The following is a 17,731-nucleotide window of genomic DNA, read 5'->3' on the forward strand; positions in this document are numbered from 1 at the left end:
TGACGTGGCAAGAGAGGGACGTAAACCCAAGGTGGTCATCTTCGGGGCCAGCATCGCCGGGCTCACCGCCGCGCACGAGCTCGCGGTGCGCGGGTTCGACGTCGAGGTGATCGAGATGGCGACGGCCTTGGGCCCGGATGGCACGGAGCGCGCGCCGGCGCTGGGCGGCAAAGTCCGGACGCAGTACGTCGTTGCCGATCTCTTCTCCGATCCGGACTCCTGGGAGCCGTCGCTCCCCATCTTGACCACGACGATGCCTCCCTCCGCCCCGGGCTGGCGACCATCGATGGCCCAGGATCACGGACGCAAGACGGTCGGAAAGCCAGTCTGGATCGAATTCGAGATCCCTGCCGATCCAGATGAGAACGAGAGCGAACAGCTGCCCGACAAAAAGGCAGCGGCGCTTCTGCCCATCGTCGATTCCATCCGCAGCGTCTGCCGCGATGAGGCGAGCAACATGAAGGCAGGGGCGAATCTGGCCTGGTACTGCCTGCTCATCCAGGGATGCCAAGGCCCTGCGAGCAGGGGCAACCCCTCGATTGCCGCGAACCTGACAGCGTGGATGAACCAGGTTGAAGACGCCCTGACCAAGAGCAAGGCTTTCGACCCCCTGAAGGCTGAGTGGCTTCATCCTGCGACCGGCATCAACGTGCTGCGTCAGAGCTCTGTTCGACGAGGAGCGCCCGACGGGCGCTCTGCCTCGCCCGCAGCGGGCGGCTCCCCGGGGGTCTGCGTGAGCTTTGGGGCCATGTTTCCGATGACCATCCGCTTCGAGGCCGGAGCGGATGGCGACGCCCCACGGCTGTCCGAAGACGGCGAGCGGCAGGTCGAGGCGGTCGGGAGGACGCTCGATCGCGTCACCGTGAACTACACTAGATCCCCCTGGCTCATCGTCCGAATTCTCATCTCTGTCGCGGACGCCCGTATCCCAACCAGAAAGAAGGCCGAGCGGGGAGCGCGCCTCGTCGAGGGGCTCCTCCGTGCCAGAGCGCACCTCGTGACCACCGAGCCGCATCGTGAGCTGATCATCCTGCACACGACGGTAGAACAACCTGTCTCCGATGACGACTGTTGCGTCAGCAGGAGCGGGCAAGGTTCCTCGACGACGTCCGAGCTCGGCTTTTCCATCTCCGTCGATATCAAGCCTACACTGCCCGTTGACGTCGAGATAGACGCTGATGAGGGGACGCTGACGCCGGACAGCGCAGAAGCGCTCGACACGCTGGATGCTGCGTATCGGGTCATCATGTCGAATCCGCTGTGGCCGCGCTGGTTCAGGTGGCCCTTCGACCAGCTCGGCCTGCACGATAGCTCCTTGCACGCGGCTGTCCAAGAGTGGCTGAGGACACCGGAGACGGACGCTGAAGGGAACACGGAGATCTCGCGGAAGCGGAGCCTCACGCTCCTGAAGACAATCCTACCCGGTGAGCACCGCTTCTTCGTCGTCGCGCCGTATGAACGGCACATCATCGACACCCTCGAGCGCATTCCCTTGCGCCCGCGGCCGGGGAGGGCCGAGGACCGCGGCGCGACGGTCGCCGGCAGGCTCAAACCGCTCTTCGGACGCGGCGCCTCGGACTGGGGTGGGAGCGCCGCTCGACAGGACAGCCAGGCGATCGATCTCCGGACGCCGACCGCCTTCTTCGCGCGTCTGCGCGACGACCCCGGCAACTTCGCACAGCTCCTGCTCCGGTTGCTGCGGTACGCGCTGACTTGCCCCGCGCGCCGCGAGAAGGAGCTCGCGAGCCTGTCGTTCTGGGAGTACATCGAGGGGCGCGACAACCTGCTCGGCATTCCCAGGTACCGGTATTCGGATGCCTTTCGGCGCGACCTCTCCCTGCTGTGCCAGATCGTGACCGGCATGGACGCCGAGACCGGGGAGGCTCGCGCGTGCGCCGACATCTTCTTGCAGGTCCTCACGACCTCGATTCGCCCGAGGCCTGAGCCCTACCGGGCGTTCACGATGCCCGTGACAGAGGCATGGATCGACCCGTGGCGCGAGTACCTGAAGGAGACGCTGCACGTCCGATTCACCCATGGCCAGCTCGTGCGCCTCGATCCGGAGGGGGACACCGTCGGCGCATATTGCAAGCGGTTCGAGGGCGCGGAAGAAGAGGCGTATTGTGATGCCGACTATTACGTTGTCGCGACCAACGCGCACACCGCGCGCGAGCTTTCATGGAAGCTCGACGGAGGGGTCCCCGAGCAGCTCGCTGCCTGGCTCGACGCGGAGGAGGACGCCCCGCCGCCCGCGGGCCGGCTCAAGCCGCTGGGAGGCATACAGTATTTCTTCGTCACCGATCAGAGAGCGAAGATCGAGCCGACGTTCTTTTGCCTGCGTGATTTCGGCTGGTCCCTCACGGCTGTCACGAGCGACAAACTTTGGGAGATGCCGCCGAGCGTGCCGAGCAATGGCTTCACGGGCATGGTCAGCGTCGGCATTCACGCCTGGGATATGAAGGCGGGGGCTGGATCATTCGCGGAGCGTACGGCCTGGCAGTGCGCGCGCCATGAGCTGGCCGAGGAGGTCTGGAACCGCATCTCGCCGCACCTCCACGCTCCTGGCCTTCGCCCGCGCTGGTACCACATCGATGACGGCATGCTTTACCACGACGGTGCGCAGGCGACCGACGCCGAATCGCTCACGGCGGCGCGCAACGGGAAGACCGGACGAAGCGGTGCGGTGGTGCGCTGTGAAGCGCCGTATGCGATCCCGAAGCAGGGGGACTGGAGCAAGCGGCCCGGCGCTCTGGCGCCGGACCGTCCGTCCCACGAGCGATCGCGGCGACCGCCGGAGGTCGGCCCTGGCATCTACCGGCACAAGCTGGTGTTCGCCGGTGCCTATATGAAGACGTACACCCGGGTCCCTACGCCGGAAGCCGAGAACGAGTCGGCTCGGCACGCCGTCAACGCGATACTCCTTCATCACGAAGCGAACCGTGGGGCTACCCATGCGAGGCCCGAGCACGGAAAGGACGTCGTGTTCGAGGAGGTCTGGTCAGCATTCGGAGGGAGTTGGGAGCGCAAGGCGGGATTGCCGTTGAGCGACGTCGCACCGGCGAGCGACCTCTGCGCAATATGGAACCCAGAAGAACATGAGCTTCCGGAGCTCGCGAAGCTGAGGCGCAATGACGAGCTCTTTTTTGCGCGCGAGTCTGCGTCCATCTGGGATCTCGCTCAAGTCGAGGCGCTGCCGATGTTCATGTCATGGGTGTCCAAGATGGGTCGCCCGGGTAGCTGGGCGCGGCCTCAGGGCGAGCAGCCGCCGCCCTCGGAGCAGGTGTCACCATGGACCAGCGACGCCCTGATCCGCTTGATGATGAGCATCCGCGAGGTCATCGAACAGCGCTTGAAGGTCGACACAGGGCCGGCTGGGGACCCGACCACGTGACCCGCAGCAACACCACTCTGCTCTAGCGAGGCGACGATGACGAATGACGACCACTCCATCGGCAGCACCCCAGGCAGCGAGCAATCCGCTTCTGATGATGAGCGTGCTGGCGCGCCTACCGTGACCGTCTACGGCGCCGGCATCGCAGGGCTCACGGTCGCCCACGAGCTGGCCGAGCGTGGCTTCGCGGTCCGGGTGGTCGAGTGCGAGAGGGCTTACGACCGGCGCAGCGATCTGGCCATGGCGATCGGCGGCGTTGCCCGCACGCAGTACGCTGCGGCGAAGCCGAACGATCGTGGGTCGTCCGAAATCGTCGAATGTCGGAGCGAGCTGAGCCCGTCCGATGCGCGCCTCGATCCGAGCCGCAATCATCGAGTTCAACTGGAGGTCTACTTCTCCGAGAAGGCCACGTGGATTGAACAATCCGAGCAGGACAGAGTAGTGCGGAGCCTCGAATGGTGCTTGTCTAACCTTCAAGAGGCGCGTCAGGCGCATATCGATGTCTACCGTGCTTCGCTGGAAGAGGAGGAGAAGCGACTCGCAAACAAGCGGGAGAAGGCCGTCAAGCAGCTTCTGGGGTCGGTGTTTCGCTCGCACCCCGTCATGGCCCGTGCTCCCGAGCCGGACATCCGCGTCGATTACCGCGATCCGGAGCGCGTAAGCAGTATTGCTGCTCAAAGGCCCGAACCCCCTCCGGTTGAAATCGAGCTCTTTGCTCACGGAAAGGGCATCAAGAACGGACCAGCGGTAGAGGCATGGCTGGGCGAGTATTTTCAAGGTCAAGCCGGGCGCGCGCTGCGGCTCGTGGTCACGGCGGGGCGCGACGGCCCGCCGCCCAGGGACCCGTACCCGTATTTCCGGCGCGCGTCCGACGCGAGCTTCGTAGACAATGACGACATCGCGCGTGAACTGCGAGCACGCGGGCTCGCTGCGCGGCATCTCCGCGCAGTCAAGGAAAGCCTGTGGGCGCTTCTCACTTCGTCGGTCCACGTGCACTCAGCTCGAACCCTCCGCATCTCGGGCGAGATCGAGCTGGTGCCGGGGAACGCCGCCGCCAGCGCGCGGCTGTCCAACGCCGAGAGGGCCGCGCTTGATGGTAATGCGAGCGGGAGACCGGCCCGCCCTCCGGTCCGGGGTCGGTCCGTCGGGGCACGGGTGAGCATCCGGTTCGGACCGCTGGCCGAGCGACTGGCATCCTCGCAGGGGATGACGGGTGATTCTCCCGAACAAACCAAGTTCCAGAAATTTGCGAACGACCTCACCAGGAAGCTGGGAAGCTCTCTCTCTCTGTACGAGTTCAACGCGACATTTGAGCCGTTCATGATTCCGGGCTCGGATGAGCCTGCGGAAGGTGTCAGCGTCTTGCGTGTGCATGCGAGCTCGTGGCGCCCTGTCATGGTCGAGTTCGATGCCAGGAGCGACTCGCTGGAAACAGAGGAACAGCTGATAAAGCTGAAGAAGGGACTGGCTGATCTTTGTGCTCGCAAGAAAAGAGAAATTTATCGGGTCACGATCACGGGGTACGTAGATACCCGTAGCGATGCGGGCGATGCGGGTGATGCGGGCGATGAGCGATCGGCGAAGCCGCTTCAATTTGCTGGGATCGCGGGAGCGCGCGCCAAGGTCGTCGAAAAGATTGTTCGGGAGGTTCTGAAGGAGAATGCTTATGGCGCCGAGTTCATCGTCGAGCCGCGTTCAGCCCGACCGGGGGAGCTAGCTGCCTCGGTGCTCGACAGTCCAGCAAAACACAACCGTGTCGCTGTTGTCGATGTGCGCCGCGTCATGCTGCCCGGTGAGCACGGGTTTCGCTTCTTCCCTTCGTACTACAATCACGTGTTCGACACGATGCGCCGGATCCCGATCCTCGGCGTGGACGGGCAAGAGACCGGCCGTACGGTGTATGACAACGTGATACCGACGCCCAACCAAGGCGTCGCTCAGAATGGGCTCAGCCCGCTCATCCTCCCCCGCTCGCCCCCGGAGTCGGCCTACGAGCGCAAGGAGCGCCTTTCGGTGCTGCGCGACCTGGGTTACACGCCGCTCGACATCCTGCAGTTCATGCTGAGGACGCTTCGGTACATGAGCACCAGCTCGAAGCGGCGAGCCGCGGAGCTGGAGGCGATCTCTTGGTGGGAGTACCTCCAGGGATACGATCCCAGGACAGGCGTTTGTCGGTACAAGTACAGCGAGCGGTTCACGCGGGACATCACGACGCAGGCGCGGACCCTCGCCTCGTTCGACGCGGTCTGGGGCGACGCGCGGACGTGCGGTAACACATGGGTCCAGCTCTTTTACAATTGGCTACAGCCGGCGGCGAAGGTCGACGGCACGCTCAACGGCCCCACGAGCGAGGCGTGGTTGGAACCGTGGAAACACTACCTCACGACGCGGCTCGAGGTCGAGTTCGTGCAGGGGACCCTCGTCCGTGTCGAGTTGAAAGAGGAGAACGGCAAGCAGACCGTCGTGCCTCATGTGTGGCTGCCCAACGAGGTTGAAAACAAGCGCGGCCCCGGGCCCGACCCCAAGCCGTCTGACTACTACATCATCGCTACCGATCCGAAGACCGCAGAGGAGGTGACCCGGGATCTGGTCGCTGCGCCCGATAGCCCCGGGCGGATCGGCGTCCCGCTCGGGCTGGACGGGTTCACGACGCACGTGCGCCCGCAGCCACCCGATGAGGGGCCCGGCACGGCACGAGGCCCGTCGGGCAAATACGGGCTTGCGCACTGGGACCGGTTCCAGACCATGTCCGGCATCCAGTTCTTCTTCAAGGAGGAAGATTTCAAGCTCAACGACGGCTATGTCTTCTTCAACAAGGCGGCATGGGCGCTGACCTCGATCAACAGCGCGCAGTTCTGGGCCCAGCGGCCAGCGGAGAAGCGTGACGGCTTCACCTCGTTGATGAGCGTCGATCTCTGCGACTGGAGCACGAAGGCCGATGGCGGCCCGGTGATCGGCAAGTCGATGTGGGAGTGTTCGGCGAACGAGATCGCCGAAGAGGTCTGGCGCCAGATCACGAAGGAGATCCGGCTCGCAACCCCGCCCAGCCACACCGGGAGCCCGTTCGCGGGCGTCCCGCCGCGCCCCACCTGGTTCCACATCGACCAGAACATCGAGTTCGGGAAGGATCCGCCCGACTTCGAGCGCCCGGTCCGCAACCGGACGCCTTACCTCGTTCCCATCAAGGGCGACTGGCGCAACCGGCCGGGCGCCCAGCCGTGGGACCCGAGCCCGGAAGCCTTCAACCTCCCGCCGGATTACCCGAAAGAAAAGCGGCGCGAGGGCGAGTGGCAGGCGAGGCACGGCGGCTACCTCGTTCACTGGGACAAGCTCGTCTTCGCCGGCGTCTACCTCAAGACCTTCACCCGCATGACGACCATGGAGGCCGCGAACGAGTCCGGCCGGCACGCCGCCAACGCGATCCTCGACCACTGGCTCGCCACGCGCCCTGGCAGGTGGTCGCCGCGGCACCGGGAGGCCATGAGGGCGCGCGCGGACGAAGACGAGGAGGAGCGCATCGAGGAGGCGCGCCACATGCGCTCGAGCGTCTTCTACACGGCGACGCCGGGCGGCGACTACTGCAAGATCTGGAACCCGGAGCGCTGGGAGATGCCCGATTTCATGCTGGCCAAGCAGGCCGACGAGCGGAACTTCGACCTGGGCCTGCCGCACCCGTGGGACATCTGTGGCCTGGAGACGATCCCGTCGCTCCTCTCCCACACGATCAACGCCAAGATCTCCAGCGCCGCGCCGAACAAGCTCGGCGCCTCCCTCCCGGACTCGTTCGAAGCGGCGTTCGAGACCCTGCTGCGCTCCATCTACCCCGAAGGCGGATGGGACTCGATGCTCGACGTCCTGCGCAGGTACCGCCGCGAGATCGATGAGCAGATGCGCAACGCGGCCCGGGCCGCGCGCGGCGAGCCGCTCCCGTGATCCGCGCGCCGCTACCCGCGCGTGAGCACCAGCCCGGGCGCCATCGCCGCGACGAGCGATCGCGGCTTCTTGACGCCCTGCTCCGCCATCCACGCCTCGGCCCGGCGCACCAGCCCCGCCCCCTCCGCGCCGCCGCGGAGCTCGCCGAGGGCGTAGCGCGCCGCCTCCCGGTAGAGCGCCATCTCGTGCCGATCGAACCCCTCGATCGCCCGCGCGAGCTCCCGCTGCGCCGCGAACCCCTCGCCGCCGAGGCGCGCGAGCCCCGCGCGCACCAGGCTGGCCAGCGGCGCCGCGCACCCGGCCGGATCCCGGGCGATGGCCTCCGCCTGCCCCCGCGCGTCCTCGAGGAGCGCCCTCCTCGTCCAGCCCCGGCCGACGCCTGCCGGAGGCGTGCAGCGGTCGTTGGGCAGGGCAGCGGCCGCGGCCAGGGCGGCCCGGGCGCGCGCGTGCCGGATGAAGAGCCCGGTGATCCGCAACGGCAGGAGGAACGCCGCCTTGATCGCCGGCCACTGCGCCTCCACCGCCGCCCACGCCGGCCAGGGATCGCCCTGGTAAGCCCCCGCGTAGACGGCGGCGACGAGGTCCGCGTACTGCTGCCGCCGGTACGCGTTCACGGGCCACCGCGGGGCCCGCGTCGACTGCGCCGCGAGCGCCTGCGAGGCCCGCTCGCGCGCCTCTCCGATCCTGTCGTCGGCGAGCCAGACGAGCGCCGGCTCGTTGATGTACGCCTCGCAGCTCGCGTGGATGTCCCCCCGCAGCGCCGCGTCCTTCTGGAGCTCCGCGAGCCGCCCGCGCAGCCTCGTGAGATCGCCGAGCATGGCGAGCGTCTGGTGGAAGAACACCGCCACGGTGACGCGCTCCCACGCCGAGCCCGGGCACCGCTCGCGGAACACCTCGTCCGCCCGCGCGCACGCCTCGGCCGTCTCGCGCCACCGCCCGCCCGTGTAGCCGACGTTCGCGAGCGCGAGGTGCTGCCACGCCCGGTCGTACGGATCGCCCGTGCGCTGCGCCAGGTGCTCGACCTTCGCGAGCAGCTTCCGGACGTTGCCGTCGAAGAAGCGCCCGCCGACGTGCGCCTCCATGGACGCCTCGTAGGCGAGCGCCCTGCAGAGCTCCGAGGCGTTGCCCGACGCGACCGCCCGGCGCAGGTGCATCAGCCGGAACAGATCCGAGAGCGTGTAGTTCACGATCGCCCAGCTCGTCGTGGCGCTCCAGAGCACGTCCATCCGGTGCTGCTCGTCCGGCGGCGCCGGAGTGAACACCTTGCGCTCGACCTCCACGGGGCGCGCCAGGAACGCGATCCGCCGGAGCATCGCCGTTCCGACGGTGCCGAGCGCCGAGCCCGGCACGGGGATGCCGAGCTCCTCGAGCACCGCGCGCATCTCGCCCCACCCCTGCTCGAAGCGGCCGCTCTTGATGTACTGCTCCGCCGCGCGCCGCTTCAGATCGCTGACGCGGCGGCTCGCGCCGGCGCCGGTGAGCGCGGCCGCGGCCTCGAGGTAGCGCTCCGCGGCCTCGGGCGCGCGGCCGCGGTTCGCGAGGACCTCGCCCAGCCGCTCGAGCAGCCCCGGGCGCTCGGCGCTGTCGCCGAGGAGGGCGAGGCTCTTCTCGTACAGGGCGGCCGCGTTGTCGAAGGCGAGCGCGGCGGCGGCGCGATCCGCGGCGCGGATCGCGTGCTGCCCGGCGCGAGCGCGATCGCCCGCGCCTTCCCAGTGGAGCAGCAACGCGTCGAAATCGGTGGAGGCGCGCGCCGTGAGCGCCTCCGCGATGCCGCGGTGCCTCGCCCGGCGCTCGCCGTCCGCCATCGCGCCGACGAGGACCTCGCGGATCCGGTCGTGGTACGCGGCGACGGCGATCGCGCCGCCAGCGGCGACCTCGCGCAGCAGGTTCGCGTCGCGGAGCTGGACGACGAGCGGCCGCGCCCGCTCTCCGAGCCCCGCGGCGTCGAGCGCGACGCTGCGCTCGACGGGGCCGCCGGCGACCGCCGCGACCTCCAGCAGGGCCCGCTGCTCGGGCGGGAGCGACCGGATCCGCGTCAGCACGACCTGCGCGGCGTCGAGGTGCTCCGGCAGCGCCTCGGCGCCGCCGCTCGCACGTCCGGCGGCGCGCGCGTCGAGGTAGCGGGCCATCTCGCCGGCGATGAACGGGTTGCCCTCCGCATGGGCGACGATGGCCTGGAGCTGCCGCTGCATCGCGGGCCCCTGGACGCCGAGGAAGCCGCGCGCGAGCTCGGCGACCTCCTCGGCCCCGAGCGCGCCGAGCGCGATCGTGACGACCCGAGACGGCCCGGCGTCGCGCGCGCCGCTCGAGAGGTGCCGCAGGAGGGGGCTCGTCTCGCGCTCGTCGGTCCGGTACGTCAGGAGGAGGAGGAACGGCGGCGCCGGGGCGCGCAAGAGCTCGTCGAGGAGCGGCGCGGAGTCGACGTCGCCCCACTGCACGTCGTCGAGCCACAGGATGAGATCGCGGCGCTCCGCGACGCGGGCGACGAGCTCGCGCAGCGCCGTGGCGCCCTGGGCCCGGAGCTCGATGGCCTCGGGCAGCGCCGCGGGGACCGCCGCGCCGCGGAACGCGGGGAACTTCGCCAGCACGGGGAAGAGGCGGAGGAGCGCGTGGGCGTTCGGCGGGAGCAGCTCCTCGACCTCGGCCGGGGGCAGGGTGTCGAGGAAGCGCGCGATCGCGTCGACCGCCGCGTCGAGCGCCTTGTACGGCACGCTCTCCTGCGGATGGCAGCGCCCCTCGAGGATCAGCGGGGCGCCGGCGAGGCGCTGGCTCGCGAGGAACTCCCGCGCGAGCGTGGATTTCCCCATCCCCGAAGGCCCGTGGATGTGCACCGTGACCTGCCGCCGCAGCTCGGCGACCTCGTCGACGGCGTCCTGGAGCGCCGCGATCTCGTCCGCGCGGCCGACGAACGGGCGGCGCCGCCCTGCGGCCGGCGCGCCGACGAGCGCGCCCGTGGCAGCGATGGCGTCGCGTCCTCGCGTCAGCCGGGCGATGCACTGCTCGGCGGTGGGGCGCCGCTCGGGCGAGCGCGAGAGGAGATCCATCGCGAGCTCCGCGAGGTCTGCCGGCGCGTCCGGCGCGATGGCGCGCGCGGGCCGCGGGGTCAGGTGGACCTTGTTGTGGAGGAGCGTCGCCACCTCGCCGGAGAACGGGAGCGCGCCGGTGAGCGCCTCGTAGAGGATGACCCCCACCGCGTAGAGATCCGCGGCGCGCGTGACGGTCTCCCGGAGCGCTTGCTCGGGCGCCATGTAGGCTGGGGTCCCGGCGATCCTCTGCGCGCCGCCGTCCGCCTCCGCCGCGCGCAGCTCCGTGACAAGGCCGAAGTCGAAGAGGACGACGCGATCGCCCGGCGCCACGAGCACGTTGGCCGGCTTCACGTCACGGTGGACGCGGCCCGACTCGTGCAGCGCGTGCAGCGCCTCCACCAGCCCTGCCAGGGCGCGCCGCAGGCGCGACCACGACGCGGCTGTCGTGGCGGCCGGCGCCGCGGCGGCGAGCGCGCGCAGCGCCGGTTGAACGCGGTGAAGCGGCGGGGCGCCGGCGGCGAGCGCCTGCTCGGCCATCGCGTGGCGGGCCCAGTCCACGGGCGCCGTGCCGCTCTCGACGACCTCGCCGAGCGTGCTGCCGAGGAGGGCGGAGTCGGCCGCGGCGGCGCCGCCGGAGAGGGCGAGATCCCGCCGGAGCCAGCTCGACAGATCCTGCCCGTCGACGAGCTCCATCGTGAAGAAGCAGAGGTCCTCACCGACGAAGAGCTCGTGGAGCTCGACGAGGTTCGGGTGCGTGACGCCGGCCCGGGAACGGAACTCCGCTTTCAGCTGGAGGAGCTCCCTGGGGCCGAGGCGGCGCATGGTCTTGAGCGCGACCTCGGTCTCGAGCTCGCGGTCGTACACGCGGTACACCGTGCCCATCGCGCCGTGGCCGAGCTCGGCGCGCACGTCGAACCTCGCTGTCCCTGCGAACGATGGGGACAGGCTCATTGGGTCTCCTCGTCAGGCGCGATGGGCGCCGCGGTTCAGGGCGGGCCAGGGGCGATGCGTCCGGGCCGTGAGCCCTGTTTCGAAGGCACTATATCGGGTAGGGCGCTCGGCGGTCAACGCCTACCCTGCGCGGGAGCGGCGCGCCGCCGCGAGGCACCGCCGGTGTTGGCAAAGGGCGCGAGTTGGAGTCAGCGAGGAGATCCGCCGTGAACGACCAGATTCGACTCTACCTCATGCACCAGCTGGCGCTCTCGCTGCACTGGTGGAACGCGGCCGTGTTTCAGCCGGCGATCTACCGGAAGAAGCTCGGCCTCTACGTGCCCGCGACGCTCGGCGCGCCGCCGGCGCACGGCGTCCCGGCGGGGGGCGGGCAGCGGCTCACGCTCCAGCACGGCGAGCCCGAGCTCCTCCCGGCCGAGCCGGACGACTACGAGGGCGTGCGCGAGTTCGACGCGCACTCGGCGGACTATGACGCTCTGGTCCGCCCCTTTTCGGATCCGATCGTCGCCGAGGTGATCGAGCTCCTCCGGCCGCACCTGGCGCGGAACGCGAGGATCCTGGATCCGTCCGCCGGGCCGGGGAGCGCGGCAATCCAGCTCTCGCGGCTGGTCCCGGAGGGGGAGGTGATCGCCGCCGATCTCTCGCGAGGCATGGTGGAGACGGCCCACCGCAACGCGCGGGCGGCGGGGTGCCGGAACATGGCCTTCTTCCAGGCCGACGTGGCGCGGCCGCCGGCCGCGTTCGAGGGCTATTTCGACGCGATCTTCTGCTGCCTGTCGTTTCACCATTACCCGGACGGCGCGGCCGCCGCGCGCGCGTTCCGGACGGTGCTGGCGCCTCACGGGAAGGCGTTCATCGCCGATCCCGGGCCCGCGTGGTTCATCGAGCTGGCGCGGACGATCTCGGTGCTCGCGGACCCGGGGTTCGTCCAGCACCGGACGGGGGAGGAGTTCCAGCGGATGTTCACCGAAGCGGGGTTCTCGTCGGTGTACTGGGTCGAGGCGCTGCCAGGGATCGGGGTGACGATCGCGTCGGTCTGACCGGCTGACCCGTCGGTGACGCGCCGGAGGGACCGTCGAAGGCGCGATGGTCTCCCGCCGCGGGTCGTGCTGCGATGGGAGCGAGCTGGCCGTCCATCGAGCGACAGCCGAGAGAGTGCCATGGCGAGACACCACCGGAAGATCGCGATCTCGTGCGCGGCCGCTGCGATGGCGGTGATCAGCTTCGCGGGAACGGCGCGCGCGCAGATCGCCGACGCGGTCTACGAGGACGTGAGGGACATCATCGAGGATCTGATCCAGCGGGAGGTCGCCGAGGCGGTCGCCCCGAACCTGGTGTGCCAGACGGCGCGCCTGGCGAGCGTGGATCAGCGCCTCGAAGAATACGCAGGGATCCTCGACAAGCTCGAAGACGCGGCGGCGGGCCCCGAGAAGGACGCGCTCGAGAAGCGGCGCGACGCGCTGAAGCCCATCCTGCGGAGCGGGTTCCCGATCCTCACCTATTTCCCTCTCACGCTCCAGCGGGTCTTCCGGCGGCAGTTCAGCGCGATCCGGACGAGCGTCACGGACGAGGTCGCGGGCTTCGCGGGGCACATGGTCTATGTCGGGCTGACGTCGAACGAGGGCCAGATAAAGAAGCCGCAGGGGACGCAGAGCATCGAGCTCCTCCACAAGTTCGCGAGCGCCGACGACGCCCGCGCCGAGCGCGCGGCGGCCAGCAAGCTGACGTGGACGAGGCTCGACCCGCGGTCGTTGAACACCTGTATCTCCGTGCTCAGGGAGGAGCTCGCGTCGGGCGTCACCGACGCCGGCGCGCCATCGCCGCTCGAGAAGGATTGCGGCGCGAGCGCCGCGTCAGGGACCAGCTACGCGTGCGAGCTCGCGTTCGCCGTCCGCGCCATTCTCCAGAGGAAAGACGCCCTGGCGGAGGAGCACTTCATCAGGGCAGCCGCGGTCGTGGTCGGGGCGACCGCGGCGAAGGCCCTCGAGGTGACGGACGACGCCGCGAGGAGAGCACTCCTGGACGAGGCGGTCCTGGTCACGCGAGACGTCCTGCGCGGCGGCAAGAAGCTCGACGAGATCATCCCTGTCCTCTTGTCTGCCGTGCCCGCCGCGTCCGCCGCACCTGCCGCCGGGGAGGCAGACGCCGCCGCTCGGGCCCGGGAGCTGCGCTCCAGGTTGAGCAACCTCGATCGCCTCCGGGTCCAGTGGAACATCGGCACCCGGGGCGGCGCGAGCAACCTGGAGCTCGTGAGCTTCGTGAACGTCATCGGCGCCGCCGGCGGCGCGCTCCGCGATCTCTGTGACAGGGACCTGATCGGCCAGGTCTGCGCTCAGATCGAGCGACAGTCCTCGGCGCTGACGAAGATCGGCGACCTCCAGGCGGACCTCTGGCCGGCGATCCGGCTCGCCGGCCAGGGCGAGTACGGGGAGGCAGCGAGCCGCGCGATCAGGACGTTCTTCTCCTCGCGGCCCGGAGGCGAGGGGGATCAGGTCGAGATCTACCGGCGCTTCGCCGAGGCGGTCCTCGTCTACGTGCTCGCGACGGCCAACGACAAGGTACCTTCGGACGCCGACCGGGCCGTGTTCCGGGAGGCCTCCGTCGAGGTGCTCCGGGAGCTGGGCACGGGGGGCGGCATGGATCGCCCGTGGGGTCACGCCTTCTACAGGCCGGACATGGGGCTGCGCGTGTCGTGGAGCCCGAGCTACATCGACGGCGAGGGCGGATCGCCGAGGATCGTGCCGTCCGCGAACACCATCAACCTGCGCGGCGTCGTGCGTTATACGGACGCCTATTATCTCGCCCTCCAACCCTCCTTCATCGACCTCCTCGCCCCGCTGAGCGAGCTCGCGCTCAGGCGCTCGGAGGCGGTCGAGTACGAGGATTCGGGCCGCGTCCTCCTGAACGCCGTGACCCCTCGGATCGAGGTGATGGTCGGCGTGCCCGCCCTCTCGAAGCACCTCGTCGTCTCCGCCGGCGCTTCCCTGCGCCTGGCGGCGCCCTTCAAGAAGGAGGATCAGGAGGGGTGCGACGGCACCTGCTATCGCTACAAGTTCCTCTGGAACAGGAAGGCCGATGTCGTCTCGGACCCGGCTGGGCTCGGGTTCATCGAGTTCGGCTTCGGGGTCAAGTACCTGCTCTGAAACGTCCCCGCGAATTTTCCGGGAAAGTCCACAGGGAGGCAAGGAGGCGAGGAGAAAAATCCCAGATCTCCCCATCTCCCCGGCTCCCTGCTCCACCTTGCGCCGAAGATGCCGGGGCGCGGAGGGACTGAAACTGTATACTTGACAGTTGTAGTGTCTCGATGCAGGGTGCTCCTCGTGATGACGTACAAGCTCGACGAGCTCGCGGGCGAGGCGGGGGTGGCGCCGCGCACGGTGCGGTATTACGTGCAGCGCGGGCTCCTTCCGGCGCCGGAGTTCCGCGGGAAGGACACCTCCTACGGGCGAGAGCACCTCGCGCGGCTCCGCGCCATCAAGGTCCTCCAGCTGGCGCACCTGCCGCTCGAGGAGATCCAGGCGCGCCTCGCGGGCGCGGGCCTCGACGAGATCGAGCGCATCGCCGCGGGGGCGCCGCCGCGCGATCCGGGCACGCGCTGCGCCGCCCCGGAGGAGGTCGCCGCGGCTCCGCCCGTCGGCTCCGGCGCCCCGCGCGGCGAGCGCTGGGAGCGGGTCGAGATCGCCGACGGGGTGGAGCTCCACGTGCGGACCGACGCCCCGGAGCGCTCGCGGCGCATCGCCCTCGATATCGAGTCTCGCTACACAACCCTTGCCCCGAAAGGCTCGCGATGAACCCCTCCCACGATCCTTCGCACCCGTCGCCGATGTCGTGCCTTCGCTCCTCCGAGGGCCACCCGGTCCCGCTGCTCGGCGTCTCCCTCTCGGGCGAGGTCCTCGGCGGCGCGGCGCGGCTCGTCGTGCGGCAGCGCTACCGGAACGAGGAGCGCCGGCCGATCGAGGCGATCTACACCTTCCCGCTCCCGGGCGAGGCGAGCATCGCGGGCTTCGCGATGGAGTGCGCCGGCCGCAGGCTCGAGGGGGAGGTCAAGGAGCGTGAAGAGGCGTTCCAGGCCTACGACGAGGCGATCGCCACAGGCCACGGCGCGGCGCTGCTCGACGAGGAGCGGCGCAACGTGTTCACGGCGAGCGTCGGCAACCTCCTTCCCGGGGAGGAGACGGTCGTCGAGGTCGTGTTCGTGCAGGCGCTCACGGCCGACGAGGGGGCGCTGCGGCTCATGATCCCGACCCTCGTCGCACCCCGCTACATGCCGGGCGCGACCGGGGGCGACCGGACCGCGCACGGCGTCCAGGAGCCCACGGGCGACGTGCCCGACGCCGACCGCATCTCCCCCGAGATCGCGCGGGTCGACTACGGGATCACCGTGGATATCGTCTTCGATCTCGGGCGCGACGTCGCGATCGAGAGCCCCTCGCACGCGCTCTCGGTGCGCCGCGAAGAGGGGTATCGCCAGCGGGTCTCGCTCCCGAACGACAAGGCCGCGCTCGATCGGGACATCGTGCTGCTCGCGGCGGGCGCGCCGGGCGTTCAGGCAGGTGTGGTGTGCGACAGGACCCCTGGCCAGGAGGGGACCTTTGCCCTCACCGTGGTGCCGGACCTCTTCGACACGCATGCACACGCGAAGCGGGCGTCGTCCCGGCGCGACGTCGTGTTCGTCGTCGACGTGTCGGGATCCATGCAGGGCGAGTCGATCGACCAGGCGAAGCGGGCGCTCCGGCTTTGCCTCCGCCACCTCGCCGAGGGGGATCGGTTCGGGGTGATCGCGTTTTCCAGCGGTTTCCGGTCGCTCGAGCCGTCGCTCGCCCCGTTCACACAGGCGTCGCTCAAGGCCGCGGACGCGTTCGTCGAGGGCCTCCGCGCGGACGGCGGGACGGAGATGCTGGAGCCGCTGCTCGCGGCCATGGGCATGCTCGGCGACGCGGAGCGAGACCGCGTGGTCGTGCTGCTCACGGACGGCCAGGTGGGCAACGAGGCGCAGATCGTCGAGCGCGTCGTCGAGCGGGGCAAGGGGGTGCGGATCTACACGTTCGGCATCGGCACGAACGTGAGCGACGTGCTGGTGAACGATCTCGCGCGCCGGACGGAGGGCGCCGCGGAGTTCATCCACCCGGGCGAGCGCATCGACGAGAAGGTCACGGCCCAGTTCGCGCGGGCGACGGCGGTCCGGGTCACCGGGCTGGAGGCGCGCTTCGAGGGGATCGACGTCGGCGAGCTCGCGCCGGCCGAGCGCCCCGCGCTCGTCGACGGGGAGCCGTGGGTGCTCTACGGCCGCTACGGGCAGCCGGGGATGGGGCGCCTCTCGCTACGTGGGACCCTGCGCGGGGAGCGCTTTCATCTCGAGGTGCCGGTCGAGCTCGCGGCGGAGGCGTCGCGGCCCGGCCTCGAGGCGCTGTGGGCGGGCGCGCGGGTGCGCGAGCTCGAGGAGTCGGAGCGCGGGCTGTCCGGCAAGCGCGCCGAGGCGATGCGGAAGCGCATCGTGGACCTCGCGGTCCGGCACCGGGTGGCGTCGAAGCACGCGTCGTTCGTCGTGATCGAGCGGCGGACGGGCGACCGGCGGGCCCACGGGCAGCCCGAGGCGCGGCCCGTGCCGGTGAGCGCGCCGGCGGGGTGGGGGATGTCGAGCCACCGCGGCCCGGCGGCGCCGGCCGCCGTGTACGCCGCGATGCCGCTGAGCGGGGGTGGCCCGATGATCGGCGGTCCGGTCGTCATGAGGGCCAGGGCCTCCGCGGCCGCTCCCGGGGCGCCCGCTCCCGCGGCGCCCTCCGCCCCGCCCAGGTCGGCGCCGGCCGCGCGAGGCTTGCTGGCGCGCGCCAAGCAGCTCTTCCAGCCGACCGAGGGGGCCGCGGCCGCGCGCGGCTCGGCGGACCGGGCGGCGAGCTGGGCCGCGCCCCCTGCCGCCGCCGCGCCGGGCGGCCCCCCGCACCACGTGCCCGCGCCGGCCCCGGCCGTCGCGCCGGCGCCGAGCGCCGTTCCTGGTGGGGTCCCGTCCCAGGGCGACGGCCTGGGGCGCCTCTTCGAGGAGCAGCTCGCGTCCGGGCTCTGGGAGCGCGGCGACTCGACCGATCTCGGCCGGCTCTCCAGCACGGCCCTGTGTCTCGCGGCGTGCCATGACGAGGGCGTCGACTCGGCCCACCCCATCTACGGCGCCCAGGTCGCCAAGGCGATCGAGGCGCTCTGCGCGCTGGCCGGGGCTCTCCTCCAGCGCGGCGGCGCCGACGGGGAGGTGGCCGCAGCGCTGGCGGCAGCCTACCTCGCCGCGAGCGGTCGGCGGCTGCGCGCGCAGGTCCGCGACGCCGTGGCGGCCGCCGCGCCGGAGGCGGTGCGCGCGCTGCTGGGCGAGCTCGGGGACGCTGCGGCGCTCAGGAGAAGGGTCGACACGCTGCGCGGCGCATGACGGGCTCACCGCGGCCGG

Annotated in this window: 7 protein-coding genes; 6 read left to right on the forward strand and 1 reads right to left on the reverse strand. The window is 70.4% G+C overall.

Annotated elements, in window-relative coordinates:
• Nucleotides 1–4: 4 nt before the first annotated feature.
• Nucleotides 5–3,391: an NAD(P)-binding protein gene (locus WMF29_RS11225; RefSeq protein WP_437328832.1), complete on the forward strand. Its 3,387-nt coding sequence runs from the start codon at nucleotides 5–7 to the stop codon at nucleotides 3,389–3,391.
• Nucleotides 3,392–3,427: 36 nt separating this feature from the next.
• Nucleotides 3,428–7,324 carry a hypothetical protein gene (locus WMF29_RS11230; RefSeq protein WP_437328833.1) on the forward strand — a complete coding sequence of 1,299 codons (3,897 nt, stop codon included), beginning with the start codon at nucleotides 3,428–3,430 and terminating at the stop codon, nucleotides 7,322–7,324.
• Nucleotides 7,325–7,335: 11 nt separating this feature from the next.
• Here the strand turns inward: WMF29_RS11230 and WMF29_RS11235 are convergent, their stop codons facing one another.
• The gene (locus tag WMF29_RS11235) at nucleotides 7,336–11,301 is read right to left on the reverse strand and encodes a serine/threonine-protein kinase (RefSeq protein WP_437328834.1); all 3,966 of its coding nucleotides are present in this window, start codon (nucleotides 11,299–11,301) and stop codon (nucleotides 7,336–7,338) included.
• Nucleotides 11,302–11,507: 206 nt separating this feature from the next.
• Between WMF29_RS11235 and WMF29_RS11240 the strand changes: the two genes are divergently transcribed.
• The 4 genes from WMF29_RS11240 (at nucleotide 11,508) to WMF29_RS11255 (ending at nucleotide 17,713) form a co-directional block, all read left to right on the forward strand.
• Nucleotides 11,508–12,341: a class I SAM-dependent methyltransferase gene (locus tag WMF29_RS11240; RefSeq protein WP_437328835.1), complete on the forward strand. Its 834-nt coding sequence runs from the start codon at nucleotides 11,508–11,510 to the stop codon at nucleotides 12,339–12,341.
• A gap of 120 nt (nucleotides 12,342–12,461) precedes the next feature.
• Nucleotides 12,462–14,444 (forward strand): hypothetical protein, encoded by a 1,983-nt coding sequence (locus WMF29_RS11245; protein ID WP_437328836.1) that lies wholly within the window; start codon nucleotides 12,462–12,464, stop codon nucleotides 14,442–14,444.
• Nucleotides 14,445–14,624: 180 nt separating this feature from the next.
• Nucleotides 14,625–15,092 carry a helix-turn-helix domain-containing protein gene (locus tag WMF29_RS11250; RefSeq protein ID WP_437331104.1) on the forward strand — a complete coding sequence of 156 codons (468 nt, stop codon included), beginning with the start codon at nucleotides 14,625–14,627 and terminating at the stop codon, nucleotides 15,090–15,092.
• The gene (locus WMF29_RS11255; RefSeq protein WP_437328837.1) at nucleotides 15,089–17,713 is read left to right on the forward strand and encodes a VIT domain-containing protein; all 2,625 of its coding nucleotides are present in this window, start codon (nucleotides 15,089–15,091) and stop codon (nucleotides 17,711–17,713) included. The genes WMF29_RS11250 and WMF29_RS11255 overlap by 4 nt, the downstream gene beginning before the upstream one ends.
• Nucleotides 17,714–17,731: the final 18 nt, after the last annotated feature.

Origin of the sequence: Sorangium sp. So ce381 (assembly GCF_051473845.1) — a bacterium.
Lineage (GTDB): Bacteria > Myxococcota_A > Polyangia > Polyangiales > Polyangiaceae > Sorangium > Sorangium atrum.

Bases quoted from the DNA above. Each gene is read 5' to 3' on its own strand.
- WMF29_RS11230 (WP_437328833.1), top strand. From the start codon at position 3,428: ATGACGAATGACGACCACTCCATCGGCAGCACCCCAGGCAGCGAGCAA.
- WMF29_RS11235 (WP_437328834.1), bottom strand. From the start codon at position 11,301: ATGAGCCTGTCCCCATCGTTCGCAGGGACAGCGAGGTTCGACGTGCGC.
- WMF29_RS11245 (WP_437328836.1), top strand. From the start codon at position 12,462: ATGGCGAGACACCACCGGAAGATCGCGATCTCGTGCGCGGCCGCTGCG.
- WMF29_RS11250 (WP_437331104.1), top strand. From the start codon at position 14,625: ATGACGTACAAGCTCGACGAGCTCGCGGGCGAGGCGGGGGTGGCGCCG.
- WMF29_RS11255 (WP_437328837.1), top strand. From the start codon at position 15,089: ATGAACCCCTCCCACGATCCTTCGCACCCGTCGCCGATGTCGTGCCTT.